This is a genomic window from Meiothermus sp., from assembly GCF_037443965.1.
Classification (GTDB): domain Bacteria; phylum Deinococcota; class Deinococci; order Deinococcales; family Thermaceae; genus Meiothermus.
In genome coordinates, this window is sequence record NZ_JBBINI010000008.1 from 25,520 (window position 1) to 46,088 (window position 20,569).

At 59.4% G+C, this 20,569-nt stretch carries 19 protein-coding genes and 2 tRNA genes; 7 read left to right on the top strand and 14 right to left on the bottom strand.

What is annotated here, in order from left to right; translation table 11 throughout:
* Positions 1 to 47: 47 nt before the first annotated feature.
* From WKI89_RS06140 to WKI89_RS06150, 3 genes are all read right to left on the bottom strand, one after another.
* Positions 48 to 614 (bottom strand): DUF5317 domain-containing protein, encoded by a 567-nt coding sequence (locus tag WKI89_RS06140; protein WP_337868377.1) that lies wholly within the window; start codon positions 612 to 614, stop codon positions 48 to 50.
* A complete protein-coding gene (locus WKI89_RS06145; RefSeq protein ID WP_337868293.1) occupies positions 527 to 1,936 on the bottom strand; it encodes an HD-GYP domain-containing protein in 1,410 nt (469 codons plus the stop codon). Before WKI89_RS06145 ends, WKI89_RS06140 begins: the two co-directional genes overlap by 88 nt.
* Positions 1,937 to 2,419: 483 nt before the next feature.
* Complete coding sequence (locus WKI89_RS06150; RefSeq protein ID WP_337868294.1) at positions 2,420 to 2,770, bottom strand: hypothetical protein; 351 nt, start codon at positions 2,768 to 2,770, stop codon at positions 2,420 to 2,422.
* 198 nt (positions 2,771 to 2,968) lie between these two features.
* Here WKI89_RS06150 and WKI89_RS06155 point away from each other — a divergent pair, with 198 nt between their 5' ends.
* Positions 2,969 to 3,577 carry a sigma factor-like helix-turn-helix DNA-binding protein gene (locus tag WKI89_RS06155; protein WP_337868295.1) on the top strand — a complete coding sequence of 203 codons (609 nt, stop codon included), beginning with the start codon at positions 2,969 to 2,971 and terminating at the stop codon, positions 3,575 to 3,577.
* Between the two features lie 163 nt (positions 3,578 to 3,740).
* On the opposite strand, the gene WKI89_RS06160 is transcribed toward WKI89_RS06155, so the two are convergent.
* A tRNA-Val gene (locus WKI89_RS06160) sits at positions 3,741 to 3,817 on the bottom strand.
* A gap of 47 nt (positions 3,818 to 3,864) precedes the next feature.
* Positions 3,865 to 3,939: transfer RNA gene (locus WKI89_RS06165), tRNA-Cys, on the bottom strand.
* Positions 3,940 to 4,026: 87 nt separating this feature from the next.
* Between WKI89_RS06165 and WKI89_RS06170 the strand changes: the two genes are divergently transcribed.
* On the top strand, positions 4,027 to 5,466 hold the full coding sequence (locus WKI89_RS06170; RefSeq protein ID WP_337868296.1) for an ATP cone domain-containing protein: 1,440 nt from the start codon (positions 4,027 to 4,029) through the stop codon (positions 5,464 to 5,466).
* A gap of 184 nt (positions 5,467 to 5,650) precedes the next feature.
* Positions 5,651 to 6,568 carry an aldo/keto reductase gene (locus WKI89_RS06175; RefSeq protein WP_337868297.1) on the top strand — a complete coding sequence of 306 codons (918 nt, stop codon included), beginning with the start codon at positions 5,651 to 5,653 and terminating at the stop codon, positions 6,566 to 6,568.
* 372 nt (positions 6,569 to 6,940) lie between these two features.
* Here the strand turns inward: WKI89_RS06175 and WKI89_RS06180 are convergent, their stop codons facing one another.
* From WKI89_RS06180 to glgC, 4 genes are all read right to left on the bottom strand, one after another.
* Entirely contained in the window at positions 6,941 to 8,287 is a 1,347-nt protein-coding gene (locus WKI89_RS06180) for a glycogen synthase (protein ID WP_337868298.1), read from the bottom strand.
* 15 nt (positions 8,288 to 8,302) lie between these two features.
* Positions 8,303 to 8,731 carry a gamma-glutamylcyclotransferase family protein gene (locus WKI89_RS06185; RefSeq protein WP_337868299.1) on the bottom strand — a complete coding sequence of 143 codons (429 nt, stop codon included), beginning with the start codon at positions 8,729 to 8,731 and terminating at the stop codon, positions 8,303 to 8,305.
* A gap of 55 nt (positions 8,732 to 8,786) precedes the next feature.
* Complete coding sequence (locus WKI89_RS06190) at positions 8,787 to 9,476, bottom strand: SagB/ThcOx family dehydrogenase (protein WP_337868300.1); 690 nt, start codon at positions 9,474 to 9,476, stop codon at positions 8,787 to 8,789.
* Between the two features lie 75 nt (positions 9,477 to 9,551).
* Complete coding sequence (gene glgC / locus WKI89_RS06195; protein WP_337868301.1) at positions 9,552 to 10,793, bottom strand: glucose-1-phosphate adenylyltransferase; 1,242 nt, start codon at positions 10,791 to 10,793, stop codon at positions 9,552 to 9,554.
* Positions 10,794 to 11,071: 278 nt separating this feature from the next.
* On the opposite strand from glgC, the gene WKI89_RS06200 reads away from it, so the two are divergent.
* Positions 11,072 to 13,240, top strand: a complete 2,169-nt coding sequence (locus WKI89_RS06200) for an AAA family ATPase (RefSeq protein WP_337868302.1) — start codon at positions 11,072 to 11,074, stop codon at positions 13,238 to 13,240.
* A 46-nt stretch (positions 13,241 to 13,286) separates the two neighbouring features.
* Positions 13,287 to 14,303, top strand: coding sequence for a S41 family peptidase (locus WKI89_RS06205; protein ID WP_337868303.1), 1,017 nt, complete (start codon positions 13,287 to 13,289; stop codon positions 14,301 to 14,303).
* A gap of 275 nt (positions 14,304 to 14,578) precedes the next feature.
* Here WKI89_RS06205 and WKI89_RS06210 read toward each other — a convergent pair whose 3' ends face one another.
* Together WKI89_RS06210 and WKI89_RS06215 are read right to left on the bottom strand one after the other, a co-directional pair.
* On the bottom strand, positions 14,579 to 14,974 hold the full coding sequence (locus WKI89_RS06210) for a hypothetical protein (protein WP_337868304.1): 396 nt from the start codon (positions 14,972 to 14,974) through the stop codon (positions 14,579 to 14,581).
* Between the two features lie 329 nt (positions 14,975 to 15,303).
* Positions 15,304 to 15,762 carry a cupin domain-containing protein gene (locus WKI89_RS06215; protein ID WP_337868305.1) on the bottom strand — a complete coding sequence of 153 codons (459 nt, stop codon included), beginning with the start codon at positions 15,760 to 15,762 and terminating at the stop codon, positions 15,304 to 15,306.
* A gap of 890 nt (positions 15,763 to 16,652) precedes the next feature.
* Here WKI89_RS06215 and WKI89_RS06220 point away from each other — a divergent pair.
* The gene (locus WKI89_RS06220; protein ID WP_337868306.1) at positions 16,653 to 17,054 is read left to right on the top strand and encodes a hypothetical protein; all 402 of its coding nucleotides are present in this window, start codon (positions 16,653 to 16,655) and stop codon (positions 17,052 to 17,054) included.
* Positions 17,055 to 17,546: 492 nt separating this feature from the next.
* On the opposite strand, the gene WKI89_RS06225 is transcribed toward WKI89_RS06220, so the two are convergent.
* Positions 17,547 to 18,515, bottom strand: coding sequence for a D-alanine--D-alanine ligase family protein (locus tag WKI89_RS06225; RefSeq protein WP_337868307.1), 969 nt, complete (start codon positions 18,513 to 18,515; stop codon positions 17,547 to 17,549).
* A 130-nt stretch (positions 18,516 to 18,645) separates the two neighbouring features.
* Between WKI89_RS06225 and WKI89_RS06230 the strand changes: the two genes are divergently transcribed.
* Positions 18,646 to 18,978, top strand: a complete 333-nt coding sequence (locus WKI89_RS06230; protein WP_337868308.1) for a hypothetical protein — start codon at positions 18,646 to 18,648, stop codon at positions 18,976 to 18,978.
* A 9-nt stretch (positions 18,979 to 18,987) separates the two neighbouring features.
* On the opposite strand, the gene WKI89_RS06235 is transcribed toward WKI89_RS06230, so the two are convergent.
* On the bottom strand, positions 18,988 to 19,794 hold the full coding sequence (locus tag WKI89_RS06235) for a DNA-formamidopyrimidine glycosylase (protein WP_337868309.1): 807 nt from the start codon (positions 19,792 to 19,794) through the stop codon (positions 18,988 to 18,990).
* A gap of 76 nt (positions 19,795 to 19,870) precedes the next feature.
* Positions 19,871 to 20,539 carry a hypothetical protein gene (locus WKI89_RS06240; protein WP_337868310.1) on the bottom strand — a complete coding sequence of 223 codons (669 nt, stop codon included), beginning with the start codon at positions 20,537 to 20,539 and terminating at the stop codon, positions 19,871 to 19,873.
* Between the last annotated feature and the right edge of the window lie 30 nt (positions 20,540 to 20,569).

The following is a 20,569-nucleotide window of genomic DNA, read 5'->3' on the forward strand; positions in this document are numbered from 1 at the left end:
ATCATTGTAACGAACCAGCGACAAAGTATAGGCTTACGTGGCGTGCCCTAAAACTCCAAATCTATCTCGAAAGCCTCCCGCGCTTTGCGCTTGGCCTCCAGGGCTCCATCCACGATGGTCAGGGCAATGCCCACCATCAAATACACGTCTCCAAGGCTTATGACGTTGGTATAACCCAGGATGTGCACCGGGATTACATCGGCCAGGAACCACAGCCGGCTGGAATCGGTTAGCAGGGTGTGTACGGCATCGTATTGCTGTTGTAGCTTGGGGATATACGATTCCAAGCCCACTTTATAAAGCGCCTCGCTGCTTACCGGCATATGTCCCTTGTTGGCGAAAATGACCAGTGCGTTGCAAAACAAGCCCAGCCCCACAAACCACAGCCCGCGCAGGTGGGTATTGACCATGAGCCCATAGCCCACAAAGACCAGCACCAAGGTTTTCGCTACCGGCCCCGCGATCTCGGGTGCAACCAAGCCGCGCGAAGTAGCAAAGGCCAGTCCACCTTCCAGCAGCGCTGCCGTTATGAAGGCCCAAGCTGCTTTGAGCTCGAGGTTGGCAAGGTCTCGGAGGCTGGCTCGGAAGGCGAGAGCGAGGGCAATTCCGATAATTGCACTGGCGAGATATAGCGTCGTAGGAACTCCTCCCGGTCTTTCCAGATGAGGTCTTCGTGCCACAGATCTTCGAAGAGCTTCACCACCTGGGGGTCGAACTGCCGCCCAGCCAACATGATTATCTCATTGAGGGTCTCTTCGGGCGACTTGGGCCGGGCATAGGATCGGCCCGCGGTCATGGCCTCGTAGGCGTCGGCCAGCGAGACCACCCTGGCCCACAAGGGGATATCCTCACCCCGCTTGCCCGCTGGGTAACCGGTTCCATCCCAGCGCTCGTGGTGATGCAGGATAACGCCCTGGACATCTTTGGACAAGCGTCTTAGCATGGGCCGCAGCACCTCGAGGCCCTTGGCCGGGTGACTTTTGATAAGGGCGAATTCCTCTGCCGTCAGTTTTTTGGGCTTCAGCAAAACCGAGTCTGGAATGGCCACCTTGCCAATGTCGTGAATACGTGCCGCGTAGGTAATGCGCTTTACGTCCTGCTCGTCGAGTCCAAGCCTTTTGGCAATGCTGTTAGTAATTGATGCCACCCGCTCGGAGTGCAGCCGGGTAAAAGAGTCTTTGGCATCCAGGGTTGCCACCAGCACCTCGATGGTGGTATCGAAGGCCTCCTCTAGCTTAACCTTCTCGTCCCAGTAAAAACGCGAGAAGTAGAGCAGAAGCATCATGAAGAGCACCGTAAACCCGCCCCAGCCCCAGACCAGCGGAATCTGATAAGCCTTGGCCAACAGCAAACCAATCGGCGCTTGCACCAGATAGCTCACCCACAACCAGCTAAAGTTCTCAAACCAGACCTTGCGCAGGCCAGCCCCGCTGGCAAGGTGGATTATGTAGGTCACGCTGCCCACATTGACCAAGAAATACACCAGCGAGGCCGCCAGGATGCCCGCAGCCTCTAGCAGATAGGGATGAAAGCCCAGTTGAGCTTGTGTCCAGCTCCAAGTCCATCCCGCAAGAACGGTGGCTAGGCCTGACTGAGTACGGTTGAAAATGTCCTTGTACCAGGTGTAGCCGGGGCGGCCAAAGTCTTTGTTGAGGCTAAATATAAACACCAGGCCCGCGGCCAGCCAGGCGGGGAAGAGGGTGATGGCGGCCAAGGCCACCACATATGCATGGGACATAGACGCGTTGAAAGGCAGCGTGACTGCCACGCGCTTAGAAAGAATAATTAAGACGATCCAGAAGGTTATATCTAGAGCACTGGGGAGATGGAGACTGGAGTGCGGTAAGAGCAGGTAAATCAGTCCAACAAAAGCCCCCAGCAGCACCAGCAAAAAGAGCAGAACGCGTAGGGGAGGCAGCGGAACCAGGGCCTTCACTGCCTTAGTCTACGGGAAGACCCAAAGAAAGCGGGTGCGGTTTGCACCACCGCACCCGCTTTAGCGTTACGTGGTTACTGCCAATCCGCACCAGCGCCGGCGGCCATAGCCAGGGCAACGAGGGCGGCAATCAGGGTAGCGATTTTGAAGGCGAGCTTTTTCATGTTTATCTCCTCCTAGACGGCTTGGAAGCGCTTTGATTTCTACGCCTCCAACCTTGAGGAAAACAATACGCCATGACCTCCCATGCTGTCAAGACATACGGGAAAATCTGTACTTGATTTAGAATGTATCAAGATTACAATATAGCCAATTTTGCGGTGCCTACCGAAGTAGACGCAATTAGCGTAGAGGTTTTTTGGGGGGCTTGTGGTGATTTTTTCACCAGAAATTGGGCTAGAGCGTTACGGCTCGAAGGCCGGTGGTGCGCTGGTGGGGCAATAAAAAAAGCCGCTCTGGAGCGGCTTTTTAGGGGGTTGGGGTTCAGGACAGGGCCACGTCGAAGGTGGTTTGATCGAGGGTGAGCTCGAGGCGGTGGGCAGTTGCATCGTCCACAACAAGGCGAAAACCTGTGTTGGGGGCGATTTCTAAGGTTTGAAGGGGGGTGCCTTGGGGGCTTACCAGGGCAACCTTGGCCGAGTTGAAAGAGGCTTCGCCCTCGCGCAGCACCTGTCCTAGCAATAGACCCTGCTGGCCGTCGTGCTTGTAGCTAAGGTCGAGGTAGCAGTCGGCGGCCTGGAAGAGCTTCGTCCAGCCGGCGCTGGGCACGGCGGAGCGTAGCCCTGGCTGCGGGGTTCCTTCCGAAGACATGATTAGAATAGCTTGTTCTTTCATAGCTCCCTGCTTTCTCTAAATGCTTTCAGGCTGTGTGTTTCACAGCGGGTTGTGCGGGCGGTAATCTGAACTGCCTGGGTGCAGATGGTACTGCTCGCAAGTACATTTATTATAAACTAAATACAGCGGAGTGCTCAATTGTTTATGCCAAGAACCCCGAAGAAAACGCCAGGACAGTATTTTTTGAGTAAGGGCATTTTGCCGAACAAACTGACCGACCATCTGGAAAAACTTTACCCGCTCGAGCGTGAGGTATTGTTGGCGCGGGCTTCGGGCGAAACCTTGCGCCAGATTGCGGCTCGCCACGAGCTGACCCCCGAGGGGATACGCCAGGTAGAGAAGCGTGCGCTAGAAAAGCTTCAGGATGAAGGTTCGTCGGACCAAATCCAAGGCCAGCGCTTTCGACAGGCGGTCGAGCAACGCCTGGGAACCTCGTTGGAGTCGGCGGTCAAGCGCCTCTCCAAGCCCCAACGTATCATCGTACTGGCCTATGCCAACGGAGAACCGCTGGGCGACCTGGCTCCCTCACTGGGTTTGAGCATCACCGAAGCCATGGCGCTGCGGGATCAGGTGGTCGCGAGGCTGCTGGGGGAGGAACGCGGCTCGAGGGCGGGAAAGTGGGTGGAGTTGAAAGCGGCGGTGGTAACGGCTTTGACCCAAAGCCCACTGACCTACGAGGAGCTCGAGGAACGTTTTCCGATGTCCCGCCGTCGGTTGATGCGGCTCATGCAGGAACTGGTGCAGGAGGGTCGGGCCGAGGTGAGCGACGAGTACCCCTTCCGCTTTTTGCCTGGCGAAGCAGTCTGAACCCTCCACAGTGCTTCCTAGTTTTTTCCGGTGCAGGGAGCGGCTGAGCCCGTCGAAGCCGACTCTCTGGGGTATCTTTTTTCGAGAACGGTTGCGAGGCTGGATGCGTTGTGGCTGAAAAGCAGGCAGAGCAAAAAAATCCCCACTTGAATTGTGGGGGATTTGGTGGGCGCGATTGGACTCGAACCAACGACCCCTACCGTGTCAAGGTAGTGCTCTAGCCATCTGAGCTACGCGCCCGTGCGGAGTAATTTTATCCTGGTGTTTCCGTCAATAGGGGAAACCTTTGGAGGCGCTGACCGGATTCGAACCGGTGAATGGAGGTTTTGCAGACCTCTGCCTTACCACTTGGCTACAGCGCCATGCTTGCCACCTTAGAGTGGCTCAGCAAACGCTAGGTTAGCATTTGCCAGAAGGTGTGTCAAACGGTTTTCGAGTACGATTGAACCGTGCGCCAAGTGTTCATCAAAACGCCAGGGGGCTTTCGCTGGCCTTTCTCCAAGGGGCTGTTGGTAGAGACGATGATGATGGCTGGGCTCAAAATGGAGCCTGCCATGTCGGTAGCCCACACCATCGAGGAGCAGCTCAAGACCCGAAAAAAGCCGGAAATTACGGCCCTGGCACTCAAAAAGCTGCTCATACAGGAAGTGGAAAAAAACTTTGGCCCCGAGCTCGCAGAGCGGCTCAGGGGCCAGACCCATGCCTTCGAGGACATTGTGGTCAAGGAGGGGTACCGCCGCCGTCCTTTTTCGAAGGGGGTACTGGCGAGGAGTTTGGAAGATGCGGGCTTTTCCATGCGCGAGGCCCAGGCCCTGGCCCGCTCGGTGGAAAACCGGCTGCGCCGCAGCGGGGTGCGCTCGATAGATGCGTCCGAACTCGAGAAGCGGATTACTGCTGAAATTGAAGAGCTGTTTGGGCCAGCGGCCCGAACCCGCTATGCGGGGCGGCAGGCCTTGGCAGGGGAGATTTTTGTGGAGGAGGGGGAGGGGGAGCCGCGGGTGCCTTTCTCCAAGGGTGTGCTGGCCCAGTCGGTGATGGCGGTGGGGCTTTCGCCCGATTCGGCCTACCGTCTGGCCCGCGATGTGGAGCGCCGTCTGCGGGATGCAGGCTCGACCGTGGTCACCCGCGACTACCTGCGCCGGGCGGTTTCGGAAGAGCTGATGGAGGAGGCCGGGGAGGAAGTGGCCCGCCGCTATCACCTGTTGCGCAGCATCCGCCGGGCGGTGAAGCCGGTACACCTCTTAATTGGCGGGGTGGCGGGGGTGGGGAAGAGCGTGCTGGCCTCGGCCCTGGCTTATCGGCTGGGCATCACCCGCATGATTTCCACCGATGCAGTGCGGGAAATTTTGCGGGCTACCATTCCCAAAGACCTTCTACCCACCCTGCATACCAGCAGCTTCGACTCCTGGCGAGCGCTGGCTACCCCCCACACGGCTGAACCCAGCGCTGCTTTGGTCATGCAGGGTTTCCGCGACCAGGTCTCGAGGGTGGCGGTGGGGCTGCGGGCCATCCAGGAGCGCAGCGCCCGAGAAAAAACCTCGCTGGTGGTGGAAGGCGTGCATGTGGTTCCGGGTTACATGACCCACCAGTACCAGAGCGAGGTGATTCAGATTCCCATTATGTTGGTGCTGGAGGGTGAAGCCCTGCACCGCGACCGTTTTGCCCTGCGCGAACGCGAGACCCGTGGTTCACGCACCAGCGGTGCCTATGCCCAGCACTTCGATCAAATTCGCCTGATTCAGCAGCATCTAGTGGAGTTGGCCCGCGGTGCTGGGATTCCCCTCATTGCCGCCGAGAACCTGGACAGGGCCATTGACAAGGGCCTCGAGGTGATTGTGGATCGCTTGCAGGAAGCGTATTTCGATGTGGCGCAGGGAGAGTCAACCTAACCGCACGTTATACGCATTTCGGTAGTATCGTTCACTTTGAAAAGCCTAAACGATACTACCGAAATGCTTTTCTACTCCCTTCGGTCGGCTTGAATCCTTCACCTCTGACTCCGTCCAACGGTGAAGGATTCAAGCGTAATCGGTATTACACATCTTTGCCCAATAGGCAGGGTAGGCTCGAGCGGTGAGTGACTTCGTTCAGATCCAGGGGCTTCCGGCCATTCCGCCGCTGGGCATTGGTACCTGGCAGTGGGGCGACCGCTTGGTCTGGGGTTATGGCCAGGGCTACCGGCAAGAAGATCTCCAGGCCGCCTACCAGGCCGCCCTGCGGGCCGGGGTACGTCTGTTCGACACCGCCGAGATTTATGGCTTTGGACTGTCCGAGAAGCTGATCGGGCAGTACTATCACGCCCATTCCCCCAAGCCCCTGTTGGTGAGCAAGATGTCTCCCTACCCTTGGCGCTTCTCCCGCAAGGTGCTGCTGGGTGCGCTTAAAAAAAGCCTGCAACGCCTGCAGATGAACCAACTGGACCTGTACCTGCTGCACTGGCCCTGGAAACCCGTACCCATCGAACAATGGGCCCTTTCGCTGGCCGAGGCCTACGAGCAAGGGCTTACCAAAGCGGTGGGAGTGTCCAACCACGACTTGGGCCAGCTCGAGCGCGTAGCAAAGGTGCTGGCCAAGCACCGGGTGCCCCTGGCGGTTAACCAGGTCGAGTACCACCTGCTCGAGCGCAAACCCGAGCAGACAGGTCTGCTTCAGGCTATGCGAGCCGAGGGCATTGTGCTGATGAGCTACAGCCCGCTGGCGATGGGCTGGCTAACCGGCAAGTACAGCCTGGAGAACCCGCCGCCCGGACGCTACCGTGCCCAGCGCTACGTGACGCACAAAACGCAGATTCCCCAGCTTCTACAAACCCTGAGCGAAATTGCCCAAAACCTCAATGCAACCCCGGCCCAGGTGGCCTTGCGCTGGTGTATTCAAAAAGGTACCCTGCCCATTCCCGGAGCCAAAAACGCCCGGCAGGCCGAGGGCAACGCAGGGGCTTTGCAGATCCGCTTGTCGGAGGAAGAGATGGCCCGCCTTAGCTCCATTGTTTGAAATGTTGTGAACGAACCCGGGTCAGCAAGTGATACCGGATTCAAAAAGATAGTCTTCAAACAAAAACCCTCAAGGAGGGCTATCTTTTTGAATCCTACGGTTGCTGAGCTGGCCGAAGCCGAGCACACCCCTCGCTCTGCTCGGCGAAGCAAGCGCATCCCGTTCCAAGGGGCGGTATCGCCCTCCGCTACGCGGATAAATTCGGTCGGGTTAGTTTGTCATCGAACGGTGGCAAACTAACCGAATCCGGTGTGATTGCGAGTGGGTTTTATCACGGCCTACGACATTTTTGCCGCTGGTTCCAGCAGCAAAAAAGTGCTCGTAAAAGCACTTCTTATGATTGGGATGGCACCATTCTTTCTGAAGACCGCTCTAGGCCATGCCCAACAGTTGCCGGTACAGCGCCACGTACTCGCGGGCTGGCCCATCCCAGGAAAAATCCTGCTGCATGGCTTTTTTGGCTACGGCTTCGCGGTCGGGGTGCTTGAGGAACTCGTGAACCCCGTGCAGAATACCTCCGGCATCCATGGAGTCAAACATAAAGCCGGTTTCCCAGTGCTTCACGGTGTCGAGCAGGCCGCCCACGGCCCGCACAATGGGGGGGGTTCCGTAGCGCATGGCGATGAGCTGGGCCAGCCCACAGGGCTCGAAACGCGAGGGCATCAAGAAACCATCACAGCCGGCATAAATACGGTGGGCTAGAGCTTCGTTGTAGCCCTGCACATAGGCCATGCGACTTGGGAGGTGCGAGGCCATCCAGGCGAAGGTGCGCTCGAGGCCCGGCTCCCCACTCCCCAGTACCACCAGATTCACCCCCATTCCCATCAGGCCATCCACCGCATCGCCAATCAGATCGATCCCTTTCTGATGGGCAAAGCGCGAGACCACCCCCAGGGTGGGGCGGTCTTCCAGAGCAAACTCGGCCAACAACGCAGCACGGTTGCTGGTCTTGCCCGAAAGGTTGCTGGCATCGTAGTGATATTTGAGGTATCGGTCGGTAGCAGGGTTCCAGTAGTCATGATCGAGACCGTTCAGGATGCCCCTGAGTTTCCACTGTTGAGCGCGCAGAACCCCGTCGAGTCCCTCACCTCCCTCAGGGGTGCTGATCTCCCAAGCGTAGCGGGGCGAGACGGTGGTCACGGCATCGGCATTCACAATCCCGGCTTTCATCAGGTTGACCGCCCCATTGTGCTCGAGGCCCGCCCCATAGTAGGTCTCGCCCGGCAGGCGCGTCCAAGCATAGAAGTCTTGGGAGCCCCAAACCCCCTGATAGGCCAAGTTGTGGATGGTGTAGACCGTGCGGGCCTTGAACCAGCCCAGGTTGCGCAGCAAGGGCAGCAAGGCCGCCTGCCAGTCGTGGGCGTGGACGATATCGAAGTTACCCAGCAATTCTGCAGTCGCCATAGAGAAGCGGACAAAGCGGCGGAAATCGTCGTCGTAGCCGTAGGGTTTGTCGCGGGAAAAATCCCCCAGCCCCACCAGCACATAGCGCACCCCGTCGTGCTCGGCGTGGCCGATCCCAATCTTCTCGCGCCCACCCTCGAAGCTGAACCAGGCCTCGCCCACATAGTAGCCCTGGATACCCCAGTACCAGGGCAAAAAGATGGTGGGCTCGAGGCCCTGAGTCTTGAGTGCGTGCGGTAGGCTGCCCACCACATCGGCCAGACCACCGACTTTAGCAAAAGGAAAAGCTTCGGAGGCAACAAAGGCAACTTTCATAGAGACACTGGCAGTTTACCCCTTCCGCCCTTCCATTTCATGCCAGACCCCCCCCGGTAGCCAGAGGCCCGAGACGCTTTGCATGGCCTCTAGGCTGGGGTAGGTATACACCCAGACCGTGCAGGGTTGCAGGGCTTGCTGGCTCAGGTAGGCCGTGGTGGGGATACGCCGGTACTCGCGGCCTTCGTCCTCGAGCTCGTCGAGCAGCTCGAGCGCGTGTGCTAAATCGGCAAACCATTGTACCTCGCCCCAAACCCGTCCCTCCCCACGCACCACCCCCGGATAGGCATAGGGGCGCACCTCGCTTTTTGGGATGTGAAAAAGCCTAAAGCCTTCTATGTAGGCCTCGGCTGAGCGCAGCCAACCCGCCTCTTTCGACACCTGGAAGTTGCGCTCGCCCTGCTTGAGGGTACCGTAGACAAAAACCGCTTCTGGAACATTCATCTTCGGCCAAGCATACCGGTCAATGACTGCCTATGGTTGAAGTTTGCTGCGCAAACTACCGCCCCAACAGCAACACCACCACCGGATGCTCGGTATCGGGCAACGCCAGGAGTTTGCGTACGTCTTCGTCGTAGAAGGTTTCGGCAGGATAGGCTTGCAACCCCAGCGCGGTAGCCGCCACCATCACCTCGCCCACTGCGTAACCTACCTCGAGCAGGGCATAGCGAAAGCCACGCAAACCAAACACGGCTTCGGAGCGCTCCGGCACGGCACTAAACACCACCAGCGCCGCCGAGGCTTCCACCGCTTCCAAGTCCATCAGGGCCGATTTCCAGCTTTTAGGGTCGAAACGACCCGAGAGCTGCTCCAACTGATGCTGCTTGGCGGCGTAGTGATAGATGCCCTGGAAGGTGTCCTGTAGGTGCTGCACAGCCAGGTAGACCTCGAGCGGATACGCACCCCCCGCCGAAGGATAGCCCCGCCCCCCTCGGCGCACCGCCAACGGGGCCAGCACCTGCGAAAGCTCGGCCTGGGTGATGGAAGAACCCACTTTGGGCGTGGTGGGCATGACCCTAGAGAGCACCCGCCACACCGCCGGGCCACCGTCCCGCACTGGCTCGGCCAGTTCCACCGACTCCAGTGGATTGGCATAGACTTTGGCGGCAGGCGCCCGCCCGCCCGGTAGCTGGTCTCCGGGGAAAATACGTGTCAGGCGGTAAAAAACCTTACCAGGATGCTTATCCATAAAATGCCGCAACCAATAGCTGATAGCTTATAGCAAAACCGCTACCGGCTATAGGCTACCAGCTATAGCTAAACTTTAGAACCTAAAGCTCTTGGGCACCACCACAATGCCTTCCGAGGTGACGGTAAAACCCCTGGCCCGGTCGGCCTCGAGGTCGTAGCCGATCTCGACATGGGGTGGAATGCTCACGTTTTTGTCCACGATGGTGTTGCGCAGCTTGGCGTAGCGCCCTACCTCCACCTCGTCAAACAAAATGCTACGCTCTACCAACGCGTAAGAGTTGATGCGGTTGCGGCGGAACACCACCGATTCGCGGATGGTACCCCCGGAAATGATACAGCCCCCGGCGATCAGGCTGCTAAAAGCCTGTCCAGTACGAGCTCCGGCCTCGTGGACAAACTTGGCGGGTGGGGAGTTGAAGTTGGCAGCCCGCAGCGGCCAGTCGGGGTTGAACAAGTCAAACTCCGGAGTGACCTGGATCAAGTCCATGCTGGCCTCGAAGTAAGCATCAATGGTTCCCACATCGCGCCAGTAGGTGTTGGGGACTTGCTGGCCGGGGATGGGATTGCGCTTGAAGTCGTAGACCTGGATGCGGTAGCCCTCGCTCAGAGCCCGGGGGATCACATCCTTGCCAAAATCGTGCGAGGAGTTGGGGTCTTTGGCGTCGTGCTCGAGCTTCTCCACCAGGGCCTCGGTACGGAAGATATAGTTGCCCATCGAGACCAGGGCCTGGTCGGGCTTTCCGGGGATGGGGGTGGGGTTTTTGGGTTTTTCCTGAAAGCCCACCATGCGCCACTGCTCGTCTACCTGCAATACCCCAAAACGGCTGGCCTGCTCGATGGGCACCGGGTAAGCTGCAATGGTCAGGTCGGCCCTGTGGTCGGTGTGGTAGTCCAGCATGTGGGCGATGTTCATCTTGAAGATGTGGTCGCCCCCAAAAATCGCCACGCACTCGGGTTTATGGTTGTTGATGAGGTGTAGGTTCTGGTAGATGGCGTCGGCGGTGCCGCGGTACCAGACCGGCCCCAGCTCCTCGTAGCGGTACATCTGGGCCGGCACCAGCAGAATGAAGGCATCCTCCAGAAAGCCCCCAAACCGCCAGTGCCGCTGCACGTGCTCGGTAAGGGACTGGGCTTTGAACTGGGTCAGCACGTAAATTCCGTAAATCCCTGAGTTCAGGAAGTTGTTGAGTACAAAATCTATGATGCGGTAGCGTGCCCCAAAAGGCACTGAAGGTTTTGCGCGCTTGGCCGTGAGGGGGAACAACCTTGAGCCCTGACCCCCCGCGAGAATCATTCCAAGAACTCGCATAGACATGACGAAGTTGCCTCCTTTGGCAACAGCATAACAGGGTTCATGGGATTTTTGGCTCTATCACCCAGAGGCCCAGCGGCGGGCTTATTGAAATAGGGGGTAGTATCCCAAATTAGGGTTCTTCCACCTGCTAAGTTTCCCCAGCGATAGGGGCATCGCTCTTGCGCTGGCAACGCCAGAAACCGGCAGGACATCGCTTTTGCGACCGGCAACGCCGGAAACCTAGACCAAAGAGAGCATGGGTTCTCCCCCTCTCATCGTGATGGGTATACTTTTCCAGCATGAAGCTTTCCTACCAAGCGCTCGAGTGGCGCACATTTAGCGATCATTCCACCGATATTGTGGCTTTCCCCCCCGCGCCGCCTTTTTTTGGTCAGGAACGGGCCAAGGCAGCCTTGGAACTGGCGATTCGGGGGGGGTTCCACGCCTATCTGGTAGGGCCGTCCAGCCTGGGCAAACACGAGGCATTGCTGGCCTATCTGAGCACCCAGACCGTCGAAACCCCACCCGACCTATTGTATGTGCCCCTCTCGGAGCGCAAGGTGGCGGTGCTGACCCTGCCCAGCGGACAGGAAACCCATCTGGCCGATGCGGTTGAAAACCTACTGCTCGAGGTGACGCGGCTGGACGAACTATTCCGCCAGGGCTCTTTTTTGCGGGAAAAAACCCAGTTCGAGGCCCGCTTCAAACAAACCCGCGAACAGCAACTGGCCGCGCTCCAACAAGAAGCCCAGGAGGCCGGGTTCGCTCTGTCTACCAACGGCGAGCGGCTGGAGCTCACTGGCCCCGGCCCGGTTCCTGCCGAACTCAGCGCCCGGCTGGAGGAGGTCACCCTGGGCAGCCTAGCCGATGCAGCCGAACTCGAGGTTGCGCTTAGGCGGCTGCGCCGCGACTGGGCCCTGCACTACCTGAATAATCGGGTAGAACCCCTGTTCCAGCGCTTTCCCCAGGCCAGAGCCTACCTCGAGGCCCTGCGGGCCCGCCTAGCCCGCTACGCCGAGACCGGCGAGCCCCTCGACCCGGCCCAGTGGCGGCCCAACCTGCTTACCTCTTCCAGCAGCGGCACCCCGCCCCCCATTGTGTTTGAACCCTACGCCACTGCTCCACGGCTGTTTGGACGGTTGGATTACGCTGTAGACCGGGGGGTGTGGAGCACCAACGTAAGCCTGATTCGCCCAGGTGCCGTCCACCGCGCCCAAGGGGGTTATCTGATTCTCGATGCCCTGAGCCTCAAACGCGAGGGCACCTGGGAAGCCTTCAAGCGGGCCCTGCGCAACGGCCAGGTCGAGCCGGTCACCGAACCACAGGCCCCGGCCAGCCTCGAGGTCGAGCCCTTTCCGATCCAGATGCAAGTCATGCTGGTGGGGACTCAGGAGGCCTTTGAATCGTTGGAAGAAGACCCTGCCTTCAATGAGTTATTCCGCATTCGGGTGGAGTTCTCCCCCACCTTGCCTGCCACCCCAGACAATTTCATGGCCCTCGGTGGGTGGCTTCAGGCCCAAGGCTTCCAGCTCACCCAGGGCGGCCTGATCCGGCTTTACGACGAAGCCCGGCGCAGTGCCGAGCAGCGCGATCGCATGGATGCTCGCCTGATCGAAATCCGTGCCTTGGCCGAAGAAGCGGCTGTTTTGGGTGAGGGAATTCTCACTGCCCAAGCCGTCGAGGAGGCTGTTCAGGCCCGCGACCACAGAAGTTTCCTCTCCGAGGAGGAGTTTTTGCGGGCCGTACAGGAAGGGGTTTGGAGCCTCCGCACCACCAGTCAGGTGGTGGGGGAGATCAACAGTCTAGTGGTGGTCGAGGCAGCACCCTACTGGGGCCGTCCGGCCCGACTGACCGCTCGAGCCGCCCCTGGCCGCGATCACCTGATTTCCATAGACCGTGAGGTCGGCCTGGGCGGGCAGATTTTCCACAAGGCGGTGCTCACCCTGGCCGGCTACCTGCGCAGCCGCTATATCGAAAGCGGCCCACTCCCTGCCACCATCAGCCTGGCCTTCGAGCAAAGCTATGTCTCCATTGATGGCGACTCGGCAGGGCTGGCCGAGTTGGTGGCCGTGCTATCGGCCATTGGCAACTTCCCCCTGCGGCAAGACTTGGCCGTGACCGGCGCGGTAGACCAGACCGGCAAGGTGCTGGCCGTGGGGGCCATCAATGCCAAGGTGGAGGGCTTCTTTAGGGTCTGCAAGGTGCTGGGTCTGAGCGGAACCCAGGGGGTGATTTTGCCCAAAGCCAATATCTCCAACCTGACCCTGAGGGTCGAGGTGCTGAAGGCGATCCAAGCCGGCCAGTTCCACATCTACGCGGTCGAAACCGTAGAACAGGCCCTCGAGCTGCTGACCGGCGCCCGCATGGAGGGTTTCCGGGGTCTGCAGGACAAGATTCGGGCCGGGCTCGAGGCCTTTGCCAAGCTGGAAGAAGGCCACGATAAAGAGGACAAAGAAAATAGCCAGTAACCCGGCTGCCACAGTTTGCTGTCCGCCCTTCGCATATCATGCAGCTATGCGCTGGTGGATTGCGGGCTTAGTGCTATGGGGCAGCCTGGCTTTGGCCCAGAATCAAGATACCCAGGCCTTTGCCCTGCGCCTCGAGCAGGCCTGGCGGCTGGTCAAGGAGCGCTACTACGACACCGGTTTCAAAGGGGTGAACTGGGAGGCCATAGGCCATGCTTACCGGCAGCGGCTGGGCGAGGTACGGGACTGGGAGGGGCTATACCGTCTGCTGGACGAGATGTACGGCGAACTGGGCGACGACCACTCGAGGGTCTTGAGCCCCGCTCAGGCCCGGCGCTATCTGAGCGGGGGGCAGTGCCTGGCCTTGCCCTTCAAAGACCAGGACTTGCTCCCCAACGCCACCCCAACCAACCCCAGCACTCCCAGTCCCCGGCCCGCTCAGCCGGTGAACCCTGTTTCACCCCCTTCCCAGCCATCCCGAACCCCCTACGAGACGCCCCAGGTGCGCTTTACCGATGGGGTGGTCATCGTGCGGCTGAGCAACTTGGTGGACGCGGCGGGCCTGAGCGCTTTGCAGGACGCCATCCGCCGCTACGAGGCCAGGGCTCGGGGTTACGTGCTGGATCTGCGGGGCAACCCTGGCGGACTGGTGCTGCGCATGGCCGAGGTCGCGGGGGTCTTTATGCGGGGCGTACCCTGGCGCATTGTGAGCCGAGGCCTGGGGGCCATTCCGTTCCCCACCACCCCCTTCTTGGGCCGCCCACAAACGCAAAAACCCCTGGTGGTACTGATTGATGGCGACGTTCACTCCGCTGCCGAAGGACTGGCGGGTGCCCTCAAAAACGCTAAACGGGCCTATATTATTGGCACCCGAAGCGCAGGCAACACCGAAGCCCTTACCCCCTACTGCTTCCCCGATGGCGGGGTGGCGCTGGTTGCGAATGGTGTTCTGGCCCCCTTAAGTGGCCCCACCTGGGAAGGGCGCGGGGTGGAGCCCGATCTAGTGGAAGAAGACCCCAACGAGCAGCTCGAGGCCGCCCTGCGCTACATCCTGCGCCAACGCTAGAGCTTGGGAATTTTTACGAAGTATCTCCGTTTTGGAAATGGGCTGCTCCTCGAGCAATTCCCACAATTGCGTTGCACGCTATGCAGAGCAACCTACCCCGTACCACCAAAACCATTGCACGGGGTATTCGTAAGAACCGTTCACAAGCGACTTGGGATAAAGCAGCGCCGCTGCAAACGTCTTTCACGTGGCTACACAGTCTCCCACCCACAAGCTTCGGGCATGCAGCAAACAGGGGCCAGCTTCTGGGCCAGCCCCTGTAGTGGGAAACCCGGTTACTTTTGCGGCAGGTTCTGAAACAGCTCGGCCTCACCGATGCGCTGAACCCCCGCAGGGTTGCTGGTAAAAGACATGCGGTTAATGGGGGTCAGGATGGGGAAGCTGGGGTTGGTGAGGTCGAGTTCGGCCACTGTCCAGAGGGTGCCGGCACGGTTGGGCACACTGTAGGTTGCGACCAACGTAGCGCCTCGGAAAACCCGCACCTGGGCTCCAGAAACAGCCATAGCACTGCTGCTGGTCAAGTCCTTGTAGCTATAGTCGTGCACCGAGAAGCGGTACACCCCCGAGCCGCCGGTGGGTTCGTAGATGGTGGTGGTCACGGGCAAGAACCCAGCACGGCTTACCAGCAAATTGTAGGTGCCCCCAGCCAGTTGGAAACTATAGTCGCCCACGGGATTTTCCACCGGGTTGGAGACCGGGGTGTTGCACCCCCTGAGTGCAGCTAGATCAACGGACTTTCAGGATCTGAGCTCCGCCTGGCGCAGCTACGACCTTGCTGATGTCGCCAATGTGCGAACAGAGCAGTCTTTAGAGAGATGGCACCATCCCAATCATGAGAAGCGCTTTTCCGGGCCTATCGCGCACTTCACAGACTTTGCCGCCTAGCGAAAACAAGAAGACCGCGATAGTGCTGCTTTGTTTCATTGGTCAAAGGCCGGATGTCGAGAACGGGTTCAGCTCGAGGTTGGCGAGCCCCACACCCCAGCTCGTCCCTTCTCGATCAGGTGTCCTGTCCCTCTGCCGGACGGTACTTGGAGGGGTAGTTGATAATTTTGTCCCACTCGTCTGCCGCCGAGCGGGCCACAAAAACCACCAGCTCCTCCTCGCCGATGTTGAACACCTCGTGCGGCACGCCGGGTTTGATGTAGATAAAATCGCCCGCCTGGTTAATCACTTCTTTTTCCAGGTTCTCGCCAAAGGTGTGCTTGACCCTGCCTTGAAGGATGAACAGCATCACCTCGAAGCCGTTGTGAATATGGGCATAGGCCACGGCCCCCGGCGGTACGGTGGCCAGGTTGATGGAAAGGGCGGTAGAGCCCACGTTCTTGGCGGACATGCCCTGCAGGTACTGGATGCCGTTCCAGGCCCGCCGGCTGCCCCCACCACGAATTACGCTGATGCCGCCCAGGTCTTCCACGATGCCCAGGTCTATGGGCCCGGTTCCAGAGGTGGTTTGCATGCCGCATTGTATATAAACCAGAACTTAAATGGTTCAAACATTGCTCCTATTAGCCGGTAAAACTTTTTGGGGGAGTAGCCGTTAAAGTCTGCGTCCGTACTTCTCATCAACCACGCAAAAGGTATCCACTAAGCCTGCTGGTAGACGCTGCCGAGGCCGGTCTGCTGAGTCCCGCCTACACCCTGAACCTTACCCTGGGCGATACGGCCCCTGCCCCGTTTCAAGACTTCTCGGGCCTGCTGGTTTTCGGTTACGAGCAGTGTCGCTGGTGTGCGCTCGAGAAGGAGGTTTGGGCAAAGTTGTGTCAACAGTCGGTGCGTTTGCGCGTGATTTACAGCGAAGGGAGGTGGCCCGAGGCCTGTACAGGCGAGTTAAATACAGAGCTCTTTAGCACTTTTGGTATACCTGGTTCACCCACCCACATATATCTCCGACAGGGCCGGGTTGTGTGGATTGATGTGGGGTACCGGGGTGACCTGGCGGAGATAGTTGAGGCTTTGTCCAGGAAGGAGGCAAAAAATGAAAAGTAAGTCAGGGCTATTTGTCTTGTTGGCTCTTTTTCTTTTTGCGTTCTTTGGCAACAGTTTTGGACAAGCACAGGAGGTAGGAAACTACTGGGAGGAGAACAAAAGCGGCTCGGGCAACCAGACTCAGTGCGATGTTTCCTGTATTGATGATGGCAGTGGATCAGGAGGTGGTAGCAGCGGTGGCAATCCAGGCTCCGGAGGAGGCAGCGGAAGCGGCCCAGATTGCACAACAGTTTGCACTCTTGTCTGTGTTCCCGTCGTATCTGAAAGCTGTAATCAAATATGCCAACCCCCATATCCAGGGGCTGCTGCCGTCTGTAGGATGGTGTGTACCGCCGTCATGTCTTACGTATGCTACGATTCGTGCAGGAGATCATGCCCATGAGGAACTTGTTTTTAATGCCATCTCGCTGGCTTCACTACCTGATAGCGTTGCTGGCATTTCCACTCCCTTGGTTGGTAAACCTCTGGTCACCAGGTTGGCCGGTGGCAGAGGTTGGGTTTTCGTTGGCTTTTAGTCTGGCTGCGGGTGCCTTGCTTGGCATTGCTTTACACATGAAGCAGAGAAGTTTCTGGGGTCCCAAAAGTGCAGCTATTGTGTTTGCAATCCTGTTTGGTTGGTGGGCCACATCCACTATTCTGAACTTTTCCTCACCGGTGCTTCGGCAAAACATTTTGTTGCTGGCCCTAATTCTTGTGGGGGTAGGCCTGGTGCTGATGTTTTTTGATCGGAGCCTCAACGAAGCGCAAAACCATCCTGGCTAGCACAAGCACCAAGGCTAAGAGCTGTGCGGTGTCACTTTGACTTCAAACTTCAGACTTAAGAGGTTCCTCCTCAACCCAACAGTTGCGCTTTTTATGCTCCTTATGGCTGAGGTATTCCGCCCTTACTTCGGCCTGCCAGAGCGCGTGGCTTGGCTTGCGATTACAGCCGCTCTATTTGTTGGTATGGGCCTGGCATTCAGGCTCGAGCCTAATAGTAAGACCTGGGGTAGATACCGCTATTTAGCTGATTGAAACATCTTGCTTTCGTTCCTGGGCGCACTCTGGCTGGTTACACGGCGGTGGCGTTTCAACGAGAGGAGCTCGCTACCTGGCCCTTGGTTGGATTTTCTGCGTTGGGTTTGCTGGTCGGTTTTGTGTTCAGATGGTTTTTTCCACAAAAACGAGTTGCGCGAATCCACAGAGTAAACCGGTATCGGAGTGCCCTATGTGCAGTAGTGCTTTATACCATGGGCGGCCATAGTATTGCCCAGCTCAAGGCTCGAGCGCCAGCCGCACCAGCCGGTCGAGCAGGTCGGGGTAGGCCAGCCCGCTGGCCTGCCAGAGCTTGGGGTACATGCTGGTGGGGGTAAAGCCAGGGATGGTGTTGAGCTCGTTGAGATAAAGCTCACCCTGGGGCGAAAGAAAAAAGTCTACCCGGGCCATCCCGCGCACGCCCAGGATGCGGTAGGCCTCGAGGGCGGTGGCGCGAACCCGATCCGAAAGTTCGGGGGGGATGGGCGCGGGCAGGTGAAGCTGGGCTTTGCCCTCGGTGTACTTGGTCTGGTAGTCGTAGAACTCGGCCTGGTAGGTAATCTCGCCCACCACGCTGGCCTCGGCGTGGATGTTGCCCAAAAGGGCCACCTCGAGCTCCCGCACCCCCTCGATGCCCTGCTCCACCAGCACCTTATCGTCCCAGGCGAAAGCCTCGGCCAGGGCTTTGGCCGCGTCCTGGTCGGCCTTGACCTTGGAGATACCCACCGAGGAGCCGGTGTTGGCCGGCTTCACAAAGTAGGGCGGGGGGAAGGGGGGCTGGGGTGTCGGTTCACCTCTGTACAGGGTCACCCAGGGTACCACCGGGATACCGGCCTGGCGCAGCACCCGCTTGCAGAGGTCTTTGTCCATGCACAGCGCCGAGCTGGCCACGCCCGCGCCCACATAGGGCCGCCGCAGGAGCTGTAAAAACCCCTGGATCACCCCATCCTCGCCCAGGGGGCCGTGCAGCAGCGGAAAGACCACGTCGTAGTGTGGCCAGGGAACGGGAGGTGGGAAGGGATGGGTGCCATGTTCGGCCACGCCGGCCCGCAGGGCTTCGTACGCGTCCTCGCCCAGCAGCCACCGGCCATCCTTGGCCAGCACGGCCAGCTCGGTGGGGTGGGGCATGGCCGCCAGCACCCCCCGCGCCGAGGAGAGCGAGACCTCGTGTTCGCCGGGGGGGCCGCCGGCTAGCAGTAGAACCTTCAACAGCCCCCTCCCATCGGTCGAGCAACCGACAGATCAACAAGGAGTAAGATGTGTAATTGGCTCATATAGATGATGATACTACCCGGTGGCTGCTTCGCCCGAGCGGCCCATAACACACTAGACTAGGGCTATGAGCTGGGTTGTGGTTTTTCTGGCCCTCTTTGTGCTCATCGCCCTGTTTGGCCTGGTCAACTACTGGGGTTACCGGCGGGTCGAGCAGGCCCAGCGGGCCTGGTTCCGCCAGGTGCTGGGGGAGGGGGTGGACCTCGAGGCCTTCCTCCAGTCGGCCCCTTACGAGTACAAACCCCTCAAGGGCAGCAAGGCCTACGGCATCGTGGACAAGCGCACCGGTGAGGAGGTCTACCGGGTCAAAACCCCCGAGGAGGCCGAGGCCTGGATTGTGACCAACACCCTAGCCGAGCAGGGAAAGCTGCCGCAAGCGGGGCCGGAAAAGTCTGGCTGAACTGCGCCCCTAGCAGCCATTTTTTTGGCACTGCGGACAGAAGTGCGTCCCCCGCCCACCCACCACCATCTTAGCGATCCGGCCTGTGCAGCCCTTGCGCTTGCAGGGCTGACCGGCGCGGTCGTAGGCGTTGTGGGCAAACTGGAAATAACCGGGCTCGCCGTTTGGCTGCCGGTAACTCGCATCCGAGAGCGTGGAGCCTCCGGCCTCCACGGCCCGCTCCATCACCGCCCGGATGGCCTTGTACAGCCGCCGGACTTCGGGCCTCGAGAGCGAAGCCGCCGGTCGTTCGGGGTGGATTTTGCTCAGCCACAGCGACTCGTCGGCGTAGATATTGCCCACCCCCGCCACCGCTCCTTGCGCGAGCAGCACCTCCTTGACCTTTCGGGGGGTACAAAGCGCCTGCTGGAAACCTGCCAGCGTGAAGTCGTCCGAGAGTGGCTCGGGCCCCATGCGGCGCAGTAGGTCAATCTCGCGGTAGTCGCCCGTCTCCACCACCCACCACTTCCCAAAGCGCCGGGGATCGGTGTAGTAGAGGGTTTGGTGGGGCAGGTGCAGGGTAACCCGGGTATGCCGGTGCGGCTCGAAGCGGAAGCCCCCGGTCATACCCAGGTGCACGATGAGTTCTAGGTTCTTATCCAGGTGCAGGATCAGGTACTTGCCCCGGCGGGAAGTGCCCAGCACCCTGCGCCCCTGGGCCCGCTCGGTGTGGCGGTAGCGGGCGGGATCCTGGTGCAGGAGTTGTTGGATGCGCTGGCCCAGCAGGTAGGGCTCGAGGATGCGCCGGGTGGTCTCCACTTCGGGGAGTTCGGGCATGGCAGGGGTAAGGGTATAGGGAATTGCGTTGGGGAAACAGCAAGAGGCTCACAGTTGTGGGTTTGCATAGAGTCGCCTAGCGCAAATTGTGCAGCCGTTCTCTGGCAAATCCTTGCTCGAAAACCTCGACGGCGTTGCGGGGGGTTAGGCGGAGGGCATGCTCGAACTGGATCCGTGCTTGCTGCGCCGCCCCTAGCTTCACCAACACTTGGGCATACCAGACCCGAATCAGAATAGAATTGGGCTCCAGGCGTAAAGCTTCCTCAAAAAGCGGTCTGACCTGGTGGATGTTGGCTCCATAAAGCCATCCGACCCCGGCTTGTGCGACCTCGAGGTGCCACACTGCCAGAGCTGCCCGGGCCTCGGGATAGTCCGGACGCAAGCGCAAGGCTTGCTGTAGGTGGTCTCGCATCACACTCACATTGGCTGCGCGCCCCAACAGATTTTGCTGGGACAACTGCCCCCCTATCGAGCGAGCCAACTCGAAGTGGGCTTCTGCCGACTGAGCATTGAATTCCAGCATTCGCTGGGCAGCTTCTTGTCCTAGGGCAAACCATTTCCCAATCTCACTGTCGCCGGTAGCGATATAGGATGCGTGTAAATTGGCGGCCTGCGCGGCCAACAACCACCCCGCGCCCCCGGCAGTCCGGCCTTGCTGATAAGCCTCGGCAAAACGCCCTTCCACCAACAAGGGGTTGGCCCAGACCAGCCCCCCGGCCCACAGCAAAACCCAGAACCACGGCATAGTTCTCCGTATCAAACGACAAAACCCCAC

Bases quoted from the DNA above. Each gene is read 5' to 3' on its own strand.
- WKI89_RS06190 (WP_337868300.1), bottom strand. From the start codon at position 9,476: ATGGATAAGCATCCTGGTAAGGTTTTTTACCGCCTGACACGTATTTTC.
- WKI89_RS06185 (WP_337868299.1), bottom strand. From the start codon at position 8,731: ATGAATGTTCCAGAAGCGGTTTTTGTCTACGGTACCCTCAAGCAGGGC.
- glgC (WP_337868301.1), bottom strand. From the start codon at position 10,793: ATGTCTATGCGAGTTCTTGGAATGATTCTCGCGGGGGGTCAGGGCTCA.
- WKI89_RS06240 (WP_337868310.1), bottom strand. From the start codon at position 20,539: ATGCCGTGGTTCTGGGTTTTGCTGTGGGCCGGGGGGCTGGTCTGGGCC.
- WKI89_RS06180 (WP_337868298.1), bottom strand. From the start codon at position 8,287: ATGAAAGTTGCCTTTGTTGCCTCCGAAGCTTTTCCTTTTGCTAAAGTC.
- WKI89_RS06230 (WP_337868308.1), top strand. From the start codon at position 18,646: ATGAGCTGGGTTGTGGTTTTTCTGGCCCTCTTTGTGCTCATCGCCCTG.
- WKI89_RS06205 (WP_337868303.1), top strand. From the start codon at position 13,287: ATGCGCTGGTGGATTGCGGGCTTAGTGCTATGGGGCAGCCTGGCTTTG.
- WKI89_RS06215 (WP_337868305.1), bottom strand. From the start codon at position 15,762: ATGCAAACCACCTCTGGAACCGGGCCCATAGACCTGGGCATCGTGGAA.
- WKI89_RS06235 (WP_337868309.1), bottom strand. From the start codon at position 19,794: ATGCCCGAACTCCCCGAAGTGGAGACCACCCGGCGCATCCTCGAGCCC.
- WKI89_RS06200 (WP_337868302.1), top strand. From the start codon at position 11,072: ATGAAGCTTTCCTACCAAGCGCTCGAGTGGCGCACATTTAGCGATCAT.
- WKI89_RS06150 (WP_337868294.1), bottom strand. From the start codon at position 2,770: ATGAAAGAACAAGCTATTCTAATCATGTCTTCGGAAGGAACCCCGCAG.